The organism is Nonomuraea sp. SBT364, assembly GCF_001083785.1.
Classification (GTDB): Bacteria; Actinomycetota; Actinomycetes; order Streptosporangiales; family Streptosporangiaceae; genus Nonomuraea.
In genome coordinates, this window is the sequence record NZ_LAVL01000147.1 from 1 (window position 1) to 20,433 (window position 20,433).

General features: G+C 70.7%; 21 protein-coding genes and 1 pseudogene. 11 read left to right on the forward strand and 11 right to left on the reverse strand.

Annotation, left to right across the window (positions count from 1 at the left end; translation table 11 throughout):
* Positions 1-215 precede the first annotated feature (215 nt).
* From ADY59_RS52955 to ADY59_RS53575, 4 genes and pseudogenes are all read right to left on the reverse strand, one after another.
* Positions 216-551, reverse strand: coding sequence for a hypothetical protein (locus ADY59_RS52955; protein ID WP_049573094.1), 336 nt, complete (start codon positions 549-551; stop codon positions 216-218).
* 70 nt (positions 552-621) lie between these two features.
* Positions 622-849, reverse strand: a pseudogene (locus tag ADY59_RS54145) (methyltransferase domain-containing protein); the annotation flags it as partial.
* The gene (locus tag ADY59_RS37870) at positions 846-1,043 is read right to left on the reverse strand and encodes a hypothetical protein (RefSeq protein WP_049573097.1); all 198 of its coding nucleotides are present in this window, start codon (positions 1,041-1,043) and stop codon (positions 846-848) included. The gene ADY59_RS37870 and the pseudogene ADY59_RS54145, both read right to left, overlap by 4 nt.
* 245 nt (positions 1,044-1,288) lie before the next feature.
* Positions 1,289-1,516 (reverse strand): type II toxin-antitoxin system YoeB family toxin, encoded by a 228-nt coding sequence (locus tag ADY59_RS53575; RefSeq protein ID WP_082310719.1) that lies wholly within the window; start codon positions 1,514-1,516, stop codon positions 1,289-1,291.
* A 47-nt stretch (positions 1,517-1,563) separates the two neighbouring features.
* Here ADY59_RS53575 and ADY59_RS37875 point away from each other — a divergent pair, with 47 nt between their 5' ends.
* On the forward strand, positions 1,564-2,082 hold the full coding sequence (locus ADY59_RS37875) for a SigE family RNA polymerase sigma factor (RefSeq protein WP_049573100.1): 519 nt from the start codon (positions 1,564-1,566) through the stop codon (positions 2,080-2,082).
* The gene (locus tag ADY59_RS37880) at positions 2,079-3,200 is read left to right on the forward strand and encodes a hypothetical protein (protein ID WP_049573105.1); all 1,122 of its coding nucleotides are present in this window, start codon (positions 2,079-2,081) and stop codon (positions 3,198-3,200) included. Before ADY59_RS37875 ends, ADY59_RS37880 begins: the two co-directional genes overlap by 4 nt.
* 47 nt (positions 3,201-3,247) lie before the next feature.
* Here the strand turns inward: ADY59_RS37880 and ADY59_RS37885 are convergent, their stop codons facing one another.
* The 3 genes from ADY59_RS37885 to ADY59_RS37895 form a co-directional block, all read right to left on the reverse strand.
* Entirely contained in the window at positions 3,248-3,598 is a 351-nt protein-coding gene (locus ADY59_RS37885) for a hypothetical protein (RefSeq protein ID WP_156325973.1), read from the reverse strand.
* 85 nt (positions 3,599-3,683) lie between these two features.
* Positions 3,684-5,534, reverse strand: a complete 1,851-nt coding sequence (gene recQ, locus ADY59_RS37890; RefSeq protein ID WP_049573107.1) for a DNA helicase RecQ — start codon at positions 5,532-5,534, stop codon at positions 3,684-3,686.
* A 4-nt stretch (positions 5,535-5,538) separates the two neighbouring features.
* Positions 5,539-6,714 carry an MFS transporter gene (locus tag ADY59_RS37895; protein WP_331459556.1) on the reverse strand — a complete coding sequence of 392 codons (1,176 nt, stop codon included), beginning with the start codon at positions 6,712-6,714 and terminating at the stop codon, positions 5,539-5,541.
* Positions 6,715-6,794: 80 nt separating this feature from the next.
* On the opposite strand from ADY59_RS37895, the gene ADY59_RS37900 reads away from it, so the two are divergent.
* The 3 genes from ADY59_RS37900 to ADY59_RS37910 all read left to right on the forward strand — a co-directional run bounded on the left by ADY59_RS37900 (position 6,795) and on the right by ADY59_RS37910 (position 8,159).
* A complete protein-coding gene (locus ADY59_RS37900; RefSeq protein ID WP_049573108.1) occupies positions 6,795-7,529 on the forward strand; it encodes an SDR family NAD(P)-dependent oxidoreductase in 735 nt (244 codons plus the stop codon).
* Positions 7,530-7,557: 28 nt separating this feature from the next.
* Positions 7,558-7,803, forward strand: coding sequence for a type B 50S ribosomal protein L31 (locus ADY59_RS37905; protein ID WP_049573109.1), 246 nt, complete (start codon positions 7,558-7,560; stop codon positions 7,801-7,803).
* Between the two features lie 86 nt (positions 7,804-7,889).
* Positions 7,890-8,159 (forward strand): DUF3040 domain-containing protein, encoded by a 270-nt coding sequence (locus ADY59_RS37910; RefSeq protein WP_049573114.1) that lies wholly within the window; start codon positions 7,890-7,892, stop codon positions 8,157-8,159.
* Here ADY59_RS37910 and ADY59_RS37915 read toward each other — a convergent pair.
* The 3 genes from ADY59_RS37915 to ADY59_RS37925 all read right to left on the reverse strand — a co-directional run bounded on the left by ADY59_RS37915 (position 8,130) and on the right by ADY59_RS37925 (position 9,948).
* Complete coding sequence (locus ADY59_RS37915) at positions 8,130-8,387, reverse strand: DUF6343 family protein (RefSeq protein ID WP_049573115.1); 258 nt, start codon at positions 8,385-8,387, stop codon at positions 8,130-8,132. The genes ADY59_RS37910 and ADY59_RS37915 overlap by 30 nt on opposite strands.
* Before the next feature lie 13 nt (positions 8,388-8,400).
* Entirely contained in the window at positions 8,401-9,105 is a 705-nt protein-coding gene (locus ADY59_RS37920; protein WP_049573116.1) for a maleylpyruvate isomerase family mycothiol-dependent enzyme, read from the reverse strand.
* Between the two features lie 108 nt (positions 9,106-9,213).
* Positions 9,214-9,948 carry a hypothetical protein gene (locus ADY59_RS37925; protein WP_049573117.1) on the reverse strand — a complete coding sequence of 245 codons (735 nt, stop codon included), beginning with the start codon at positions 9,946-9,948 and terminating at the stop codon, positions 9,214-9,216.
* A gap of 187 nt (positions 9,949-10,135) precedes the next feature.
* Between ADY59_RS37925 and ADY59_RS37930 the strand changes: the two genes are divergently transcribed.
* Complete coding sequence (locus ADY59_RS37930; protein ID WP_049573143.1) at positions 10,136-11,008, forward strand: sugar kinase; 873 nt, start codon at positions 10,136-10,138, stop codon at positions 11,006-11,008.
* A gap of 29 nt (positions 11,009-11,037) precedes the next feature.
* On the opposite strand, the gene ADY59_RS37935 is transcribed toward ADY59_RS37930, so the two are convergent.
* Complete coding sequence (locus ADY59_RS37935; RefSeq protein WP_049573121.1) at positions 11,038-14,307, reverse strand: discoidin domain-containing protein; 3,270 nt, start codon at positions 14,305-14,307, stop codon at positions 11,038-11,040.
* 228 nt (positions 14,308-14,535) lie between these two features.
* Between ADY59_RS37935 and ADY59_RS37940 the strand changes: the two genes are divergently transcribed.
* The 5 genes from ADY59_RS37940 (at position 14,536) to ADY59_RS37960 (ending at position 20,278) form a co-directional block, all read left to right on the forward strand.
* Complete coding sequence (locus ADY59_RS37940; RefSeq protein WP_049573127.1) at positions 14,536-15,525, forward strand: LacI family DNA-binding transcriptional regulator; 990 nt, start codon at positions 14,536-14,538, stop codon at positions 15,523-15,525.
* A gap of 93 nt (positions 15,526-15,618) precedes the next feature.
* Entirely contained in the window at positions 15,619-16,968 is a 1,350-nt protein-coding gene (locus ADY59_RS37945) for an ABC transporter substrate-binding protein (protein ID WP_049573129.1), read from the forward strand.
* Positions 16,969-16,971: 3 nt separating this feature from the next.
* A complete protein-coding gene (locus ADY59_RS37950) occupies positions 16,972-17,838 on the forward strand; it encodes a carbohydrate ABC transporter permease (protein ID WP_049573131.1) in 867 nt (288 codons plus the stop codon).
* On the forward strand, positions 17,835-18,767 hold the full coding sequence (locus ADY59_RS37955; protein WP_049573134.1) for a carbohydrate ABC transporter permease: 933 nt from the start codon (positions 17,835-17,837) through the stop codon (positions 18,765-18,767). The genes ADY59_RS37950 and ADY59_RS37955 overlap by 4 nt, the downstream gene beginning before the upstream one ends.
* A 2-nt stretch (positions 18,768-18,769) precedes the next feature.
* Positions 18,770-20,278, forward strand: a complete 1,509-nt coding sequence (locus ADY59_RS37960) for a glycoside hydrolase family 13 protein (protein ID WP_197094053.1) — start codon at positions 18,770-18,772, stop codon at positions 20,276-20,278.
* Positions 20,279-20,433: the final 155 nt, after the last annotated feature.

The window sequence follows — 20,433 nt, forward strand, 5'->3', positions numbered from 1 at the left end:
ACCCCGCGCCGTGCCCCCGGACGCCTCGGCCGAAGCCCGCCTCCTCGCCTCCCTCGGCCGCGACCCGGGTCGGGCCGGCTCATCGGCAGGCGCCGCACTGGGGCCGTGAGCGGCCACGGGCCGATCACGCGCACTTCAGCTGATCAAGCGGCTCGGCGTGTCGAGCCAGTAACGCTGCTCCTGCGGGCCGACCGTCATGCGGCCACGACCTCGTCTCACACCGGCCGGTCGCTCAGCTCGTACAGCGTGTGCTCGGTCTTCCCTTCCTCCCGGACGACCAGTGCCTTCTCCCGCGCCCTGGTGGTGCGGGACACCCAGGTCAGGAAGCGGCCCGGCTCGGTGCGCGGGTCCAGCCGCAGCCCTGTCAGCGCGGCGATGGCCAGCCTCGCGCCTGGCGGCGCTCCGGCGATCAGGCGTGGGTCGACGGGGGTGGTGCTCTCTCGCGGCTGCACGTCCGCCGGGTCCGGCAGATGGACGGGACGCCGCGACCGCATGGCCATGTAGTCGGCGTACTCGCGGAAGCGGCCCTGCGCGGTGCCGTCCGGCAGCACGACCAGGCCCGCGATCGGCGAGGTTCTTCGCCGCTGCCTCCGCGAGGAGCGGGTCGACCTCCACCGAGGTGATGTTCTGCTCCCCGGCCAGGTGGCAGGGCAGCGCGGCCGTCCGGCCCGTGCCGGTGCCGATCTCCAGGACCCGATCGCCCGGCTGGGGGGCGAGGAGTTCGAGCAGGTCGGCGACCGTCGCCGGCGCGGACGACGACGAGCTGTAGTTGCCGTCCAGGGTGGCCGGGTCGGTCGCGCCGTCATCGAGCTGGGTGACGATCGCCGTCTCGGTGTAGACGCTGGTCATCCACAGCCCGGGTCGGTGGCCCGGTCGATCAGGAACGGCGGCCGGCCGTCGTCGGGGGCGATCAGCGCCAGTGGTGGAACGTACGCGTGGCGCGGCACCGCCCGGAGCGCGCGTTCGATCCGGCTGTCGACCGGTGCCTGCACCTCTTCGACGCGGGCGATCACAGCGTCCAGCAGAGGGCCGGCCTCGGTCACTTCCTGCCGCCCTCGTGCTTTCCAGCCACAGCGATTTCCCTTTCGCGTTGCACTGCCCAGCGTGACCGTACGACCACTCAATGATGTCGGGTAAGCGACGTCGAGGGGACGGGTTGCTGTCCCGGCTGGGACGTCGCCCAGGCGTGCGGGCACTCCCGGCCGAAGCCCGCCTCCTCGGCCGCGATCCGGGCGCCTCATGACAACCCGCGCAGGTCCCCTCGCATGGGACTTGCCGGGCGCAGGGCTCAAGAGCGGTAGCGCGCCTCAAGGATGATCAGTTCGTTGTCGCGGGTAACGTGGACGAGGCGGTGTTCCCCGGTGATGCGACGGGACCAGGCCCCTCGGAGGGCTTGAGAGGCTCGGAGCCCGTCAGGCGTCGTCAGCGACGACCGGGTGCGGTCCGCGGCCGGCGACCAGCCTGAAGGTACGAGCTCCGGACAGGCTCTGATGAGCGGCCTCCACTTCGGATGCAACCTTTCGTCAGGTGAATGGCGTTCAGAACGGGCGAGAGGAGATCACATTGGACCGTCACGACGGCTTCCGCGAGTTCGTGCTCGCCCGCCAGCAAGCGCTGATGCGGACGGCGTACCTGCTCACGGGAGACGCCCATCTCGCTGAGGATCTGTTGCAGAGCGTCCTGGCCAAGGTCGTGCGGCAGTGGGCCAAGCTGTCCAGGGACGGCAACCCCGAGGCGTACATCCGCAAGGCGCTGGTCAACCAGTACACGTCCTGGAGACGTCGGCCGCGTCCCGAACTGCCGAGCGCCGAGGTGCCCCAGCACGGCGCCTCGTACGACGACGCCACGCTCGACCGCATGGTGCTGCGCCAAGCGCTGGCCAGGCTCGCCCCCAAACAGCGCGCGGTGATCGTGTTGCGCTTCTGGGAGGACCTGACCGAGGCGCAGGCGGCCGAGGTGCTCGGCTGCTCCATCGGCAACGTGAAGAGCCAGACCCATCGCGCGCTGACCCGGCTGCGGACGATCGCGCCCGAGCTGGCGCACCTGCTGTCAGACCCCGAGATCGAGGAGGTGGCTCCATGACGCGGCTGCGTCAGGCGCTGGACGGCATCGCCGCCGAGGCGCCCCTGGTGAACCTGGCCGACGCGGCCATCGCTCGCCACCGGCGCAGGCGGCTCGTCACGACGTCGCTGGCCACGGTCGCGCTGGCGGGAGTGATGGGCGCCGGCGGCGTGGTCATGGCGACGCCGTGGCGCCCGGCCGCCGAGCCGGCCGTGCAGGTGGCGCCGACCGCGCCGACCGCGCCGACCGTGCCGACCGTGCCGGCCGTGGATCGGGCCGCCGTGGTGGCCGATCTGCCCGAGGGGCCGGTGGGGAGGCTCAGCCACGCGTACCAGGCGACGTGCGAAACGGGCTGCGACGACGCGGAGTGGCGGGTGGTGACCTCCGACGGCAAGACATACCGCGTTCCCCGGGCGCTGGCGCGTACCGCCGGCCGGCCGGCCGTGCCCGTGGCGATCAGCAGAAGCGGACGCGCGCTGGCCTACTACAGCCGGGAGGCGCAGGCGCACGTGGTACGCGACATGGAGACCGGGGCCGAGGTGGTTTCGCCGGTCAAGGTGCCGGAGGCGGAGATCCCGCGCGGCGCGATGCTCCTGGTCTCCGACGACGGCCGATACGTGGCCTTCGACGATCCGCAGGAGTTCGGCGACTACCCCGGCGTGCTCATCGACACGCGGACCGGCGAGCGGACGATGTTGAAGCGCGACTTCGAGCCGGTCGCCATCAAGGACGGCGTGCTCGAACTGGTCAGGCCCGTCAAGACCGACCTATGGCTCATGCCGGTGACCGGTGGCGGCGAGCCGGTGCGCTTCGACGGCGTGTTCGTCCGGTTCAGCGAGGTCGCGCCGGACGGCCGGACGGTGGTGGCGCTCGACATGACCGGGACACCGAAGCAGGAGCCGGTGCTCACCGTGCTCGACGCCAAGACCGGCAAGGCCCTGCGGAAGGTGCCTGCTCCCGCCCTGGCCGTGGACCTCATGCCCACCGTGTGGCTCAGCGACACGGAAGTCACCGTCAGGAACGGCGCCCCGGGCGGACGGCTGTATGCGGTGGACATCACGACCGGCAAGGCCCGGCCGCTGGCCGACCACGGCGAGGTCCTCCACCTGACCCTTCCCGGCCGAGCGACCAGCTCCTAACGCCCCGGGCCGCCGCCCGTCAGGTGGAGCGGGCCCGGAGGCGACCGCTACCGGGCTCTGACGTAGATCCAGGTGAAACCGCGCGAGCAGTTGATCGCGGCCGAGGCGCCGTAGCCGAAGTAGGGGGCGCTCTTCCAGCCGCTGGTATAGGTCGAGCTGCCGCACTTCCCCTCCGCCCGGTATTCGTCGACCTTGATGTACTCGGCCTGGCACTGCGCCGAGAACTTGATGATGTCGCCCCCCTTGTCACCGATCCACGTGCTCTTGCAGTAGACCCCGCTGCTGTAGTTCACGTCGGTGGCGTGCGCGGGTGTGGTGGTGGCCAGCAGCGTGAGCGCGCCCGCCACAGCGGCGGTGGCGATGCCGGCCAAACGGCGTAGCGATGTGCGAGTCGTCAAGAGGAACTCCAGCCCTGGTAGGTCGTTGATCGCCATCAGGCTAGGAGCGGGCTCTGTGGATCCGCTTTTGATCCGCTTTTGCCGGTCAGGGGAGGAGTGTGCCCTGGGCGTCGTCGGAGGGGTCGGCGCCGAGGGCTTCCAGGACCTGCTGCCCGTATTTGGCCAGCTTGTTCTCGCCGACGCCGGTGACCGTGCCGAGCTGGGACAGGGAGGCCGGGCACAGGGTGGCGATCTCGCGCAGGGTCGCGTCGTGGAAGATGACGTACGCCGGGACGCCCTGTTCCTTGGCCGTGGCGGCGCGCCAGGCGCGCAGGAGCTCGAAGCGGGGAGCGGCGTCGGCGTCGAGGTCGGCGGCGGGGCGGGAACCCGAGGCGCCGGAGGCGGACGAGCGGGCGGGGCGCGGCGGGCGTTTGGCGTCGCGGCGCAGCGGGACGTCGCGTTGACCACGCAGGACGTCGGCGCTGGCGTCGGTGAGGACGAGCGTGCCGTGGGCGGGCTCGACGGCGAGCAGGCCGTGTGCCAGGAGCTGGCGCACCACGCCGTGCCATTCGGCGTTGCCCAGCTCGGCTCCCACGCCGAACACGGTGAGCGAGTCGTGGCCGTGCTGCAGCACCTTGGCCGTCGTCTTGCCGAGCAGGATGTCGACGATCTGGCCGACGCCGAACTTCTGGCCGCGCTCGCGCTTGAGGCGCAGCACCGTGGACAGCACCTTCTGGGCCGCGACCGTGCCGTCCCAGGTCTCGGGCGGTGCCTGGCAGGTGTCGCAGTTGCCGCACGGGCCGCTGTCGGGCTGGCCGAAGTAGTCGAGCAGCATGGCGCGCCGGCAGGTCACGGTCTCGCAGAGGGCGAGCATGGCGTCGAGGTGCAGCGCCTGGCGGCGGCGGTGCTGCTCGTCGCCCTCCAGGGCGAGGCGGCGGTGCTGCACGACGTCCTGCAGGCCGTAGGCCATCCAGGCGGTCGCCGGGAGGCCGTCGCGCCCGGCCCGCCCGGTCTCCTGGTAGTAGCCCTCGACGGACTTGGGCAGGTCGAGGTGGGCGACGAAGCGCACGTCGGGCTTGTCGATGCCCATGCCGAACGCGATCGTCGCGACCACGATCAGGCCGTCTTCGCGCAGGAAGCGGGCCTGGTGGGCGGCGCGGGTGCGGGCGTCGAGCCCGGCGTGGTAGGGGACGGCGGCGATGCCGTGCTCGACCAAAAACGCGGCGATCTTCTCGACCGAGGAGCGCGACAGGCAGTAGACGATGCCGGCGTCGCCGGGATGCTCCTCGCGCAGGAAGTCGAGGAGCTGCCGCTTGGGCTCGCTCTTGGCGGTGATCCGGTAGTGGATGTTGGGGCGGTCGAAGCCGGCCACGAAGTGGCGGGCCTGCTGCAGGCCGAGCCGCTCGGCGATCTCGGCATGGGTGCTCGGCGTGGCGGTCGCGGTCAGCGCGATGCGCGGAACCTCGGGCCACAGCGCGGGCAGCTCCGACAGCGCCAGGTAGTCGGGCCGGAAGTCGTGGCCCCACTGGGACACGCAGTGCGCCTCGTCGATGGCGAACAGCGAGATCTGCCCCTTGGACAGCAGCCGCACCGTGGACTCGACCCGCAGCCGCTCGGGCGCGAGGTAGAGCAGGTCGAGCTCGCCCGCCAGGAACTCCGCCTCGACGAGTTGCCGCTCGTCGAAGTCCTGTGTCGAGTTGAGGAACCCCGCGCGCACGCCGAGCGCCCTGAGCGCGTCGACCTGGTCCTGCATGAGCGCGATCAGCGGCGAGACGACCACGCCGACCCCCGGCCGCACCAGCGCGGGGATCTGGTAGCACAGCGACTTGCCGCCGCCGGTCGGCATGAGCACGAGCGCGTCGCCGCCGCCGACCACCTGCTCGATGATCTCCTGCTGGCCCGCCCGGAACGAGTCGTAGCCGAACACGCGGTGCAGAACCTCGATGGGGGTATCCATGCGGCTACCTTACGTGTTCGGGGCCGGTCGTCGGCCGAGTTCGCCCACGGCGATCGTAGGCCACCAGCGAGAGCGCCCCGAGCCCGCAACAGGCCGCCACCGCCGCCATCACCGCCGCGTAACCGGCGAGCTGGGCCACCCCGGCCGCGAGCAGCGGGGCGAGCGCCTTGGCCACCGTGATCGGCAGCGCCAGGGCGCCGCTGATGCTCGCGTACGACTCCGTGCCGTACCGGTCGGCCAGCAGGGCCGGACGGGCGATGGTGCCGACCCCGAACCCCAGCCCGAACAGGACGACCGCGACCACCGCCCCCGCCGGGTCGCGCCCGATCACCGGCAGCAGCAGCGCGGCGGCGCCCTGGAGGGCGAACATCGCCGCCGTGATCAGGGACACCCGCCAGCGCGTCTGCAGCCCGGTGGTCACGATGCGGCCGGTCACCGACAGCACCCCGAGCAGCCCCGCCACCGTCGCGGCGAACAGGGGCGGGTGCCCGAGCGCGATCAGGTACGTGACCAGGAGCACGCCCATGACGGCAACGGCCCCGGTCTGCGTCAGGAACGCGGCCGCCAGCAGCCAGAACGGCCGGTCCCGCAGCGCCGCCCCGACCCGCCTGCCGGGCGCGCGCGGCCGGGGGCGGCTCCGCACGGCCAGCGCGTGCAGCGGGACGGCGGCCAGGCCGTACCCGAGCGCCAGCACGACGAGGGCCTGCCGCCAGCCGTACCGGTCGACGAGGAAGCCGGTCAGCGGCAGGAAGACGCTGGAGGCGAACCCGGCCACCACGGTCACCGCGAGCAGCGCGCGTGCCCGCCGGGCGGCGTCGTACCAGGCCACGAGCACCGCGAACGCGGCCTCGTACAGCACCATCGCCGAGGCCACGCCGAGGGCCGCGCACACCAGGTAGAGCTGCGCGACCGTGCGCACCTGCGACCACGCCAGCACGGCGGCGGCGCCCAGCACCGAGCCCGCCGTCATGATCCCGCGTCCGCCGTACCGGTCCAGGGCGCGCCCCACGACGGGCGCGGCCAGCGCCGACACCAGCACCGCCACCGTGATCGCCCCGGTGAGCTCCGCCACCCCGGCACCCAGCTCGCGGGACATCGGCGTAATAAAGACTGAAAAAGCGTAATAAAGCACGCCGTACCCGGCGGTTTGCGTGATCGCCAGCGCACCGACCATTCGCATGGTCACGCCCGGAGCCCTTCCCCGTATCGCCACCCGACATACGGTGATAATCGTCACGTCATGGGGAACGATCACCCCTTATGACCCTTACCTATGTCGTCACCGGAGCCGGACGCGGAATCGGCAGGGCGATCGTGGAACGGCTCGCACCCGCCACCGTGGTCGCCGTGGAGCGCGAGCCCGGCGCCCTCGACGGGGCGGGAGCGGGCGTCATCCCGGTGATCGGCGACGCGGCCGACGAGACCGTGCTCGCGCACGCCGCCGACCTCGCCGAGCGGGCCGGGACGCTGACCGGCTGGGTGAACAACGCCGCCGTCTTCCGTGACGCCGCCGTGCACACCGCCCCCGTGGCCGAGATCCGCGCCCTGATCGCGGCCAACCTCGACCTGGCGGTCGCGGGGTGCGCCACCGCCGTGCGCCGCTTCCTGGCCTCGGGCACGGCGGGCGCCATCGTCAACGTCACCTCCCACCAGGCCCGCCGCCCGGTCCCCGGCAGCCTCCCGTACGCGACGGCCAAGGCCGCCGTCGAGGGCCTGACCAGGGCACTGGCGGTCGAGTACGGCAGGCACGGCATCAGGGCGAACGCGGTGGCCCCCGGCTCGGTGGCCACCGAGCGGTACGAGAGGCTGCTGGCCGACCGGCCGGGCACGGAGGCGGAGATGGCCGCGCTGCACCCCCTGGGCCGGGTCGCGACCACGGCCGAGGTGGCCGACGCGGTGGCGTACCTGCTGTCGGCCTCCTTCGTCACCGGCGTCACCCTGCCCGTGGACGGCGGCCGGACGGTTCTGGGCCTGGATCCGGAAGCCAGGGAATGAAAACCATTGCCACCCGGTTGGAGGGGGCATGAAGAAGAACCTGCACCCCGAATACCGCCCCGTCGTCTTCCGCGACCCCAGCGCCGGGTTCGCCTTCCTCACCCGTTCCACGGTGACCAGCCGCGCGACCGTCGAGTGGGAGGACGGCCGCGTCTACCCCGTCGTCGACGTCGACGTGTCGTCCGCGAGCCACCCCTTCTACACCGGCCGGGGCCGCGTCGTCGACACCGCCGGCCGGGTCGAGCGCTTCCGCCGGCGCTACGGCGGGTCCTGACGCGCCCTTCCCACGCCGGGGAAGCATGCCCCGGTCAACGGCGGGTAAAAGCCTGTCACCGGCGTGGGAACGATGGTGAGCGCACGATGGGTCTGTCTGGAAAGGAGCGCCGCATCCTCGCTGACATCGAGCTGGCTCTGGAGAGGGACGATCCCGAGCTGGCCAGGCGAGTGGCGGCGATCAACAGGATCGAGTCCGGCGGCGAGGCGGTGCCGCACACCGCCGATCCGCCGGTCACACGGATGACCTGGTCCGCCGGCCGGGCACGCGGCAGGCCGGTGGTGCACCGGTGGCTGATCGTGCTTGCCGTGGTCGTGACGCTGTTCCTACTGGTGCTGGCGGTCGCGACGGCGTGAGCGGCGGTGCCTGAGCACCAGCAGGTCGACGGCGGCGACGAGCGCCACGGCGGCCGCGATCGCCGCCTCCCAGGCCCACACGGCCTCCCCGGTGCTCATCGCCCGCACGACGAAGAAGACGGCCGCCGCCGCGCCGAGCACGAGCGCGACCACCGACAGCACCCGGCGCGCACCCAGCGGGCTGCGCGCGGTCACCGGCTCGGTGCCCTCACGGTTCCGCAGCCACATGATCGTTCCCCTCTCAGGCCAGGCAGCGCAACGCCGAGACGAGACGCTGGTCGAGCGGGCTCGTCTCGGGCAGCCGGCCCACGGTGGCCTCGACGAACTCCGGGTAGGACAGGCCGGCGCTGGCCCCGCCCGCGTGCGCCCACACCTGCTCGGCCGTCGGCTCGACCTGGACGTCCGCGTTGCGCTCCGCCAGCGCGAAGCGGCCGACGGCGGCCCGCCAGAGCGTGCGGCCCTCGGCCTCCTCGTCGGAGACGGGCACGCCGACGTCGTCGGCGTGGGTGGCGTACTCGGAGTCGTAGTGGAAGGTCTGCTTGCCCACCGGGTACGGCCCGGCCATGGTCTCCAGCGTCGCGTACGGGCCGAGCTCGCGCATGCGGGCCCGGGTGTCGCCGTTCTTGGTCCGCCATTCCCGCAGGACCTCGGCGACCGGCACGCCGCGCCTCTGCCGTACGCACCACTCGTTGAACTCGTCGTAGCCGGAGATCCCGTGCTCGTCCATCAGGCCGCGCAGCTCCGGCAGGGCGCCGTCGAGGCACGCCTGGTTGTAGAGCTCCTCGCCGGCCAGGTGGCCGAGCACGTCGCGGACCGTCCAGCCGGCCGCGCGGGAGGGACGCCGCCAGCCCTCCTCGTCCAGCCCGGAGAAGAACCGGTCCAGCCTGGCCGCCTCGGCGTCGAAGATGTCGAACGGGTCGAAGTCGCGGAGCAGATCTTCAGCCATACCTGCGACGCTACCCCCAGGACGGCGCCTCTCACCGGGGCCGGAAACCGGGCCGGAAACGGCGAAGGCCCGGCCCCCGCCGGGGACCGGGCCATCGCTCACTGATGACTAGCGGTGCCAGCCACCGTAGACGCGCACGTAGTCCTGACGGCTCTCGGAGTCGTCAAGCTTCCAGCTGCCCTTGTAGACGGCCTTGAACGTGCCGCTCTTGTAGGCCCTGGTGCTGGCGTAGAAGTCGCCGCGCCAGTTGGTGCGGTCGGAGTCGACCCACTTCCAGCCACTGGAGCCGCTGGCGCGGTAGTAGATGTGCACCTTCTGGTTGCGCAGGGGCTCCCAGCCGCGGTCCTCGGCCTGGAGGCGGCCGGAGAAGCGGATGGTGCGGCCCTTGCGCACCTTGTACGTCGGGTCCGCGCTGAAGCGGGTGATCCGGGTGTCGGACTTGCCCTTGCGGACGTCGACGTAGAAGCGGATCGTGTCGCTGGCGACCTTGTCGCCGTCGTCGTCGAAGGCCACGGCGGTGGCCTTCCACTTGCCCTCCTGGTCGTTCTTGTTGAAGGGCACGTTGAAGAGCCACTTCTCCAGCTCGCGCACGTCCCTGGCGACCAGGGTGCGGGCGTGACGGCCGTCGGGCTCGACGCTGAGCTCGACCCGCTCGACGTCGGAGCTGGCGCCGACCTTGAACTTGACGTTCGTCTCGCTGTCGCCCCGCACGACCACCGGGTTCGGCGAGATGTCGAGGATCTCGACCTCGGAAGCCTTCGTGGCCGCGTTCGCGGCGCCACCGGACATCAACATGGTGCCGCCCGCCAGGGCGGAGATGATTCCTACAGCGATCTTTCGCATGAGGGTGCTGATTCCTCTCCCCGTATCGCTGGAGTCGGTCCGGGATGACCAACTCCGTCTACTACTTTGAGCCACAGTAGGAGGAAAAGGTTCGCTAAAGTTACGAGAAAAATATGATCACGGTGGCTACCTGCGGCCTTAGTGAAAAATCCGTTATGGGACAGATGACCGACTACAGTCGGTGTTCATGATTGACGTCTACACCCTCGGTGAGGCGCTGGGGGTCGTGTCCAGCGGTCGCGTACGGCATGAGAACGAGGCGAGGCTGGACGTCTGCGGGCCGGAGTTCACGCTGGCCGTGGGGCTGGCGCGACTGGGGCACCGGTGCGCGTTCGCCGGCAAGGTGGGCGCCGACGAGCTGGGCGCGCGGGTGCTGACCGCGCTGCGCGGCGAGGGCGTCGACGTGACGGACGTGCGCGTCACGGAGGGTGCCGGGACCGGGCTGCTGCTGCGCGAGACCCGGGTGGGCCGCGAGCCGCACGTCAGCCACTACCGCTCGGGCTCCGCCGGGTCGCGGCTCACTCCGGGCAACGTGCCGATCGACCGGATCGGCGCGGCCAAGATGCTGCACGTCTCCGGCGTCACCGCCGCGCTCGGCAGGGACGCGCTCGAGGCCGTGCGCGCGGCTGTGGCCGCCGCGAAACGGGCGGAGGTGGTGATCTCCTTCGCCGTCGAGTACCGCCCCGAGCTGTGGCCCTCCGTACGCGAGGCCGAGGACGTGCTGGCCGAGCTCGCCTGCGAATCGCACCTGCTCTTCGTCCACCAGGACGAGCTGGACCTGGTCAAGCCCGCGCTCACGCCCGAGCGGGAGGTCGTCGTTGACCGTGGCGCGAAGGGCGCGAGCGTGCGGGCCGACCGGATGCGTTACGACGCGCCCGGCCCGCAGGTGCCGATCGTGGACACCTCGGGCTCGGGCGACGCGTTCGTGGCCGGGTACGTCAGCGCGGCCCTGGACGGGCTGACCCCGCCCGAGCGGCTGCACCGCGGGACGCTGCTGAGCGCCGCCGCGGTGTCCAGCGCGAGCGACTGGCAGGGCCTGCCCACCAGGGCCGAACTCTAGACGCGCTCCGGTCGTGCTTCAGTCGTGCTTCAGTCGATGTCGAGGGTGAAGGTCGAGGTCGTGTTCCTGACGTCCTGATGGTTGCCGCTGAAGCGCAGGTCGCGGAAGGTCGCCGAGCCGATCGCCGGGCCCTGCCCCGGTTCGGGCAGCTCGTTGACCCAGATGCCGAACCCCGACTTGGCGTCGAAGGCGTCACCGCTCTTACGCGCCCCAGTGATGGAGACGTTGTCGAAGACCGTGTCCGTCACCGGGTTCAGCGGCTGACCGCCCACGTAACCGGTCTGGAACATGATCCCCGAGTACGTCGGGTCCACGATCTCCAGGTTGCTGACCCGGATGCCCTGGAACACCTTCGACGCGGAGAACAACCACATCGCCGGGAACGTCTGCTGTCCCCAGAAGTGTCCGCCGGCCCGGACGAGCGAGATGTTCTCGAACCGGGTGGGCGGGCTCGCGCCGAAGCCGTGCATCGGGATGCCGAAGTCCAGCGAGCTGATCGTGATGCCCGAGTAGACGAGCGTGTCGGCCACGTAGATGTTGCGGAACACGTTGTCGTACCCGCCGTAGACCGCGACGCCCGCGGCCCGCCAGGTGAGCAGCGACGTCAGGTTCTCGTACACGTTGCCGTGCTGCTGGCCGTTGTTGTTGTCGATGGCCGAGAACAGCGCGAAGCTGTCGTCGCCCGTGGAGCGGGTCTCGATGTTGGCCACGCGGTTGCCGGTGCTGCCGTTGGTCATGTTGAGCCCGTCGGCGAACACGTTGCGGATGCGCGAGTTCTTCAGCGTCATGCCGTCGGTGTTGGAGCCCCAGTACATGCAGATCTGGTGCTCGACCCACAGGTTGTCGATCGTGATGTTCGCGACGTTGGTGAAGTCGAACACCTTGCCCGGCCCGTCGATGCGGGAGGTGTAGTTGCCGAAGTAGGCGAACCCGGCGAACGTCGAGCCGTTGGCGGCCGCCTCGGCGCGGAAGCCGACGTCGGTGTTCTGCTGAGCGGCCGGCGCGTGGAAGCGGGTGTACCAGGGCCCGGCGCCGACGATCTTGACGGGCTTGCCGTACACCTGGAACTTGCCGGAGGTCTGGTAGTCACCCGCGGGCAGGTAGACGCCCTCCAGGCCCGGCTCCTGGCGGGCGCGGTCGAGCGCGTTCTGCACGTCCTGGTGACCGAAGCCGGCCGGTACGGCGTACCGCGCCGGGTCGGGGTTGGCGATGGGCGAGACCTGCTCGAAGTCGACGAAGTCGATCGTGTAGGTCGAGGTGTTGGCCGCGTCCTTCTGCAGCCTGATCTTGCTGCCCGGCTCGACGGTGGTGCCCAGCATCAGGTTGGCCTCGTCGTAGATGTGCCGCGGCGGGCCGGAGCCGGGGGAGTTGTCCGGGCTCGCCTCGGGGCCGTACAGCCAGGCGTAACGCGAGGTCAGCGGGATGGCCTTGAGGAAGGTGCCGTCGACGTAGACGTTCAGCGTGGAGCTGATGCCGCCGCCGCCCGGCGCGTCCGGGATGGAGAACCGGGTCACGAGCGTGTTCGTACGGGCCCGGGTGGTGAACTCGACGTAGGAGCCGGTGCTGCCCAGCGTGACGGCCCGGCGGCCGGACGCCTCGCCGGCCAGGTGGCCGATCTCCCTGCTCGGGCCCAGCCGGGTGGCGCCGCCGCCGACGGTCGCGTCCTCGGCCTCGTAGGTGTCGTACGGCATGCTCGCGCCGCGGCCCACCGCGAGCTGGTGGGTGCTGGTGTTGTTGGCGCGCTTGACCGGGAGCTCGGCGGAGTCGTTCGCCAGCACCACCTTGACCGTGTGCCGGCCGTCGGCGGCGGACCAGGTGCCGAGGCTGACGGGGGCGGTGGTGGCGCCGGGCGCGATCACGCCACCGGTGGAGCCGGTGAGCGTGCGGACGACCGTGCCCGACTCGTCGGCGACGGTGAGCGTGATGCCGTGCGCGCCGCCGCTGGACGCGATCGTGCCCTGGTTCTTGATCGCCACGGAGAACGTCACGGTGTCGCCCTGCGCGGGGTTGCCCGGGGTCCACGCCACCGGGGAGGCCACCAGGTCGGCGGTGTCGACCGGCTTGACGGTCAGGTTCGCGGTGGCGGTGTTGTTGGCCTCGTCCCGCTCGATGACCTCGTCGTCCTCGTCGACCTTGGCGGTGACCGCGTACGTGCCCGCGTCACGGGCGCCGATGGCCGCGGTGACGGTGGCGGCCGCGCCCGCGCCCAGCGCGCCCACGTTCGCGCTGCCGACCTCGGTGTCACCCAGGTAGAAGGTGACCGACGTCGCCGCGGAGGCGGCCGTGCCCTGGTTCCTGACCTGGGCGGACAGCGTGATCGTGTCGGTCTCGACCGGCGCCGCCGGGGAGGCCGCAGGCGCGGTGACGGTCAGGTCGGGGTTGGCCGAGGCGGTGCCGAACACCTGGAACTCGGCCACCTGCCCGCCCGGCGCGCCCGAGTTGGCGGTGAAGCGGAGCTGCACGTCGGCGACCTTGCCGGTGACCGGGATCGTCACCGTGTTGCCCGTGGCCGGGCTGAAGCCGTACGTGGCCTGGGCGGCCAGGCTGGTGAACCCGGTGGCGCTCTGCTCGCGGCCGAGCACCTGGATGGCCTGGGTGCGCGGGCCCCACGCCCCGTCGGGGTTCAGCTTGACCGCGACAGAGGTGAGGTCGTGGTTGGCGCCGAGCTTGACGGTCAGCGTGTTCGGGTAGCCGGCGCCCTCGTAGTAGGTGGCCAGGTCGCCGTCGTTGGCGTTGGCCGGCACGTACGTGTGGGTGTGCGCGGAGCCGGTGATCGGCTTGCCCGCCGCCAGGTTCGCGCCGGGGTCGGGGCCGCCGCCGCCCTCGCCCCACACCTCGAACTCGGCGAGCTGCCCGGCCGGCCAGCCGGTGTTGGCGCTGAACTGCAGCCGCACGTAGCGGGTGCTCGCCGTGACCGGGATCGTGACGGACGGGGCGAAGGTGTAGGTGGCCGAGCCCTTGATCGTGGTGAAGCCGGACCCGTCCGTGCTGCCCTGCACGGTCAGCGTCTGCGTACGGCTCGGCCAGCCGGACGGGAGCTTGAGCGTGAGGCTGCTGACGGTGGCGGTGGCGCCCAGGTCCACCTGGACCCACTGCGGGAACGCGTTGTTGGCGGACTCCCAGTAGGTGGCCTGGTTGCCGTCGGTGACGTTCGCCGCCGCGTACGTCTGGGTGTGGCTGCTGGCGGTGGCCGGCCGGCCCGCCGCGAGGTTGACGTCAGCGTGTCGAGCGGCCGCCGCGTGGGCGGGGGCGGCCAGGAATCCGATGACCAGGGCGAGGGCGGCTAACAGTGCTCTCATGGGGGGTGGCCCTTCGAAGAAGTCGGTTGGCCGAACCATAGGTTGTCCAGCAGATGTCAGCAATATTCCGACGAGATTTCGCAAACAATTGACTGACAACTGCGCGACAATCGACTGCCAACGCGCTGGTCAAGGAGCCGGACGGCGCTGGAAGTAAGGCAGGAGCGCCTCGCAAGGCAGAACGTAAGCGGTTGCAAGGACTTGCGTTGATGGCCGTATAGTTTGCGCATGACGCGACGACTGGCAGAGGTGGCCAAGAAGGTCGGGGTGAGCGAGGCGACCGTGAGCCGCGTGCTCAACGGCAAGCCGGGAGTGTCCGACGCCACGCGCGAGGCCGTGCTGACGGCGCTCGACGTGCTCGGCTACGAGCGCCCCACGCAGCTGCGCGGCGACCGGGCCCGGCTGGTCGGCCTCGTGCTCCCCGAGCTGCAGAACCCGATCTTCCCCGCCTTCGCCGAGGTGGTCGGCGGCGCGCTGGCCCAGCAGGGGTTCACCTCCGTGCTGTGCACCAGGACCGTCGGCGGGGTGTCCGAGGCCGACTACGTGGACTTACTGCTCCAGCAGCAGGTCAGCGGCGTGGTGTTCGCCGGCGGGCTCTACGCCCAGGCCGACGCCTCGCACGGGCACTACGAGCTGCTGCACGAGCGCAAGCTGCCCACGGTGCTGGTCAACGCCGCCGTGGAGCGGCTGGACTTCCCGCAGGTGTCGTGCGACGACGTGGTGGCCGCCGAGATGGCGCTGGGGCACGTGCGCGCGCTCGGCCACGAGCGGATCGGCCTGGTGCTCGGCCCCAAGGACCACGTGCCGTCGCGGCGCAAGCTGGAGACCTTCCAGGCGGAGGGCGGCGACCCGGAGCTGGTGGAGCACACCATGTTCTCGCTCGAAGGCGGGCATGCGGCCGCCGCCAGGCTGGTCAGGCGCGGCGTGACGGCGGTGATCTGCGCCAGCGACCTGCTCGCGCTGGGCACCGTGCGGGCCGCCAGGCGTGCCGGGCTGAGCGTGCCCGGCGACGTGTCGGTGATCGGCTTCGACGACTCGGCGCTGATGAACTGCACCGAACCGCCCCTGACCACGGTCCGCCAGCCGATCGACGCGATGGGCCGGGCCGTGGTCGACCTGCTGGTGGCGCAGATCGACAAGGCCGTGGTCCCGGCCGACGAGCTGCTGTTCGAGCCGGAGCTGGTGGTCCGGGCGTCGACCGCGCGACTCAAGGCGTAACACAGTCGTTATCTTGCAATAGTCCGTCGAAATCTTGCGGACTTCCGTTGGCGATCCTATGGTGTGGGCACCTCGCATCAGAAGGGTCAGCCCATGAAGAGATCCACGGGACTCTTAGTCGCATCCGTGCTCGGCCTCTCCGCCACCGCCTGTGGCTCCGGTGAGCCGGCCGAGCCCACGGCCGGCGGCGCCGCCAAGGTGTCGATCACCGTGGCGTGCCAGCCGGCCAAGTCAGCGCCCAAGGAGCGCCAGGCCTGGGACGACGACGTGGCCGCCTTCATGAAGGCGCACCCGAACGTGACGGTCAAGAGCACCGACCAGCAGCCTTGCTTCGACCCCAAGACGTTCGGGCCCAAGTTGGCCGGCGGCCAGATGGAGACCGTTTTCGTCGTCCCCGTGACCAACTACGACGACGTGATCGCCCAGGGCCAGGCCATGGACATCACGCAGCTCACGAGCGAGATCAAGAACTGGAACGACCTGCGCCAGGACGTGCGCGACCTGGTGACCAAGGACGGCAAGGCGTACGGCGTGCCCAACGTGCACTACGGCGTCGGCCTCGTCTACAACCGCAAGCTGTTCACCGAGGCCGGCCTCGACCCCAACACGCCGCCCACGACCTGGGCGGAGGTCCGCGAGGCCGCCAAGAAGATCGCCGCGCTCGGCCCGGGTTACGTCGGCTACGGCGAGTACTCCGGCGGCAACACCGGCGGATGGCACTTCACCCAGGCCCTCTACGGCCGCGGCGGCAGCATCCTCACCGAGGACAACAAGAAGGCCGCCTTCAACTCGCCCGAGGGCAAGGCCGTGCTGCAGACGCTGCACGACATGCGCTGGATCGACAACAGCATGGGCAGCAAGCTCCTGGTCGACTGGGAGTCGCTCATGGTGGCGATGGGCAGCGGCAAGACCGGCATGATGCTCGGCGCCCCCGACGTGGTCACCGACGTGGTCGGCAAGTTCAAGGGCAACGTCGCCGACTACGGCATCACCGGCTTCCCCGAGGCCAAGGCGTCGCTGAGCGGCGGCGAGGCGTACATGATCAACCCGAAGGCCACGCCCGAAGAGGCGAAGGCGGGCATGCAGTGGATCGACTTCCGCTTCAACACCGTCGGCAAGGGCCGCTTCGACTACGCCCGGGGCAAGGCCAACGGCAACCCGGTCGGCGTCCCCGACAACGCGGTCTACGGCGACTCGCCCACCGGTCAGGCCATCCAGGCCGACCGGGTGAAGAACGCCTCCCTGCCCGTCGAGAACTACGACCCGTACGTCAAGGCCTCCGCCACGATCCCGCCGAAGGCCGAGCCGCTCCACGCCCAGGAGATCTACGCGATCCTCGACGTGGCCATGTCCGGAGTGCTGTCCGACAAGGACGCCGACATCGACAAGCTGCTCGCCGACGCCGAGACCAAGGTGAACGCCGTGCTGGCGGCCAAGGGCTGACGTATGGCTGTTCTGAGGCGCAATCTGACGGCCTACGGGTTCCTGTGCGCGGCGCTGTTCTGCTTCGCGGTGTTCGCCTGGTATCCGATGATCAGAGAGTTCATCCTGAGCTTCCAGGAGACGAACCTGATCGATCCGCCCACCTGGGTGGGGCTGGACAACTTCGAGTACGCCGTGGGGTACCCGGGCTTCACCGAAGCCTGGATCGCCACCCTGCAGTTCACGTTCCTCGCACTGGTGTGCGGCTTCGTCGTCCCGTTCGTCGTCGCGCTCGTGCTCAACGAGCTGCGCCACGCCCGGGCCTATCTCAGGTTCGTGGTCTACCTGCCGGTCATGCTGCCGCCGATCGTCGCGGTGCTGCTGTTCAGGTGGTTCTTCGATCCGGGGCCCGGGCTGTTCAACCAGATCCTCGGGTTCGTCAACCTGCCCGCCCTGGCCTGGCTGGACTCCCCGGCCACCGCGCTGATCTCCCTGGTCATCGTCTCGACCTGGATGAACATGGGCAGCGCGACCCTGATCTACCTGGCGGCCCTGCAGAACATCCCGCCCGAGCTGTACGAGGCGGCCGAACTGGACGGCGCCGGGGTCTTCAAGCGGATCCGGCACGTCACGATCCCGCAGACCAGGCTGATCCTGCTGCTCATGCTGATGCTGCAGATCGTGGCCACCATGCAGGTGTTCATCGAGCCGTACATGCTCACCGGAGGCGGTCCGGCGGGCTCCACCGTCACCGTCGCCTACATGATGTTCCAGTTCGCCTTCACGAACCAGAACTACGGCGTGGCAGGCGCGCTCGGCATGATGCTCATGATCGTGCTGCTCGTCTTCGCCGCGTTCCAGCTCCGGCTCACCCGGGAGGACAAGGCATGATCTCCGTTGGTGCCCGGGCCACCGCTGGACGCAGGCGGCCGGCCCGCCGCCGCAAACCCATCCAGACCGGGCAGTTCCGTACGATCATCTCCCCGCTCCAGCTCAACAGCCCGTGGGGACGGCGCATCTACTGGAGCGTGCTCGTCACGGTCGTCGTGACCTTCACGCTGGCCTTCGTCTTCCCGCTCTACTGGATGATCACCGGCGCCATGAAGACGGGCGAGGAGATCGCCCAGATGCCGCCGACGCTCTTCCCCGCCGCACCCACCCTCGACGCCTACGCCGAGGCGTGGAGCCTGTTCGACCTCGGCACGCTGCTGGGCAACACCGCCTACTACTCGCTGGGCGGCTGGGTCTTCTGCATGCTCGTGGACGTGTCGGCGGCGTACGCGCTGTCGAAGCTGCGGCCGATGTTCGGCAACGTGATCCTCGGCGCGATGCTGGCCACGCTGATGATCCCGGCCATGGTCGTGCTGATCCCGCTCTACGTCACGGTCGTGGACCTGGGGCTGCTCAACAACCCGTGGGGCCTGTGGTTCCCCGCGGCGGCCAACGGGTTCAACATCTTCCTGCTCAAGCGCTTCTTCGACTCGATCCCCAGGGAACTCATCGAGGCGGCGCAGATCGACGGCGCCGGTCCCACGCGGGTGCTGTGGTCGGTCATCCTGCCGATCTCCAGGCCGATCCTCGGCGTGGTGTCGATCTTCACGATCGTCACCTCGTTCAAGGACTTCACCTGGCCGCTGCTGGTCATGACCGACAGCGACAAGATGACGCTCAGCGTGGGCCTGTCGCAGACCGCCGGCATGGTCAGCCAGAACGCGATCATGGGCGGCCTCGTCGTGGCGAGCATTCCCACGATCATCGTCTTCTTCGTCTTCCAACGTCACATCATGGCGGGCCTCACCGCCGGATCTATCAAGGGATGAGCATGTCGCACACGTGGTGGCGGGGGGCCGCGATCTATCAGGTCTACCTGCGCAGTTTCGCCGACGGGAACGGCGACGGCGTCGGCGACCTGGCCGGGCTCCGATCCCGCCTGCCCTACCTCAAGGACCTGGGCGTCGACGCCATCTGGCTGAACCCGTGGTATCCGTCGCCGATGGCCGACGGCGGCTACGACGTGGCCGACTACCGCGACATCGAACCGGTCTTCGGCACGCTGGGCGAGGCCGAGCGGTTCATCGCCGAGGCGCACGAGCTGGACATCAAGGTCATCATCGACGTGGTGCCGAACCACAGCTCCACGGCCAGCGACTGGTTCAAGGAGGCGCTGGCGAACCCGGCGGCCCGCGACCGGTTCTGGTTCCGTGACGAGCCCAACGACTGGCAGTCGATCTTCGGCGGCCCCGCCTGGACCCAGGTCCCCGACGGCCAGTGGTACCTGCACCTGTTCGCCCCCGAGCAGCCCGACTTCAACTGGGACAACCCGGAGGTGCACCGGGAGTTCGAGGACGTGCTGCGCTTCTGGCTGGACCGGGGCGTCGACGGCGTCCGCATCGACTCGGCCGCCCTGCTCATCAAGTCGGACACCGCCTACGAGGACCTCGACCCGGTGCACGACGTCTACCGGCGCTGGCGTCAGGTGGCCGAGGAGTACGACGACCGCGTCCTGATCGGCGAGGTGTGGCTGCCCGACCAGGAGCGTTTCGCCCGTTACCTGCGGCCCGACGAGCTCCACACCGCCTTCAACTTCGACTTCCTGTCGTGCCCGTGGGACCCGGACGAGCTGCGCCGGGTCATCGACCTCACGCTCACCACGCACGCCCCCGTCGGCGCGCCGCCGACGTGGGTGCTGTCCAACCACGACGTCACCCGCCCGGTGACCAGGTACGGCCGGTCCGACACCTCGTTCGCGCACGGCGGCGCGCTGCACGGCGTCCCGTCGGACCCCGAGCTCGGCTACCGGCGGGCCAGGGCGGCCGCGCTGCTGGCCATGGCGCTGCCCGGCGGCCTGTACGTCTACCAGGGGGAGGAGCTGGGGCTGCCGGAGGTCGAGGACCTGCCGGACGAGCTGCGCCAGGATCCGATGTACGCCCGCTCGGGCGGCACGAACCCCGGCCGGGACGGCTGCCGCGTGCCGCTGCCCTGGTCCGGCGACGAGCCGCCGTTCGGCTTCGGTGGCTCGCGGCCGTGGCTGCCGCAACCGGAGAGCTGGCGCAAGCTCACCGCCGAGGCCCAGCTCGCCGACCTGGACTCGATGCTCGCCCTCTACCGCACCGGCCTGCGGTTGCGCCGCGAGCACCTCGGTGACGGCACGCTGCGCTGGCTCCCGTCCGGGGACCGGGTGCTGGCCTTCACCCGCGACACCGGCGTCACCTGCGTCACCAACCTGGGTCCCGGGCCGGCGCCGCTGCCGGACGGCACCGTGCTGCTGGCGAGCGGCCGGCTGGAGGACGGCGCGCTGCCGCCGGACACCACGGCCTGGCTGCTGCCCTGACGCGAGGGCGGGGGCAGGGCAGCAGCCAGGCCGAGGCCCAGCGCGATCTCCTCGTGCACCCGCTGCTCGAAGGCGCTGTCCCAGTGCGCGGCCACCACCAGGATGACCAGCTTGCGGGCCGGGGCGCCCAGCGCCGAGCGGTAGCGGATCGCGGC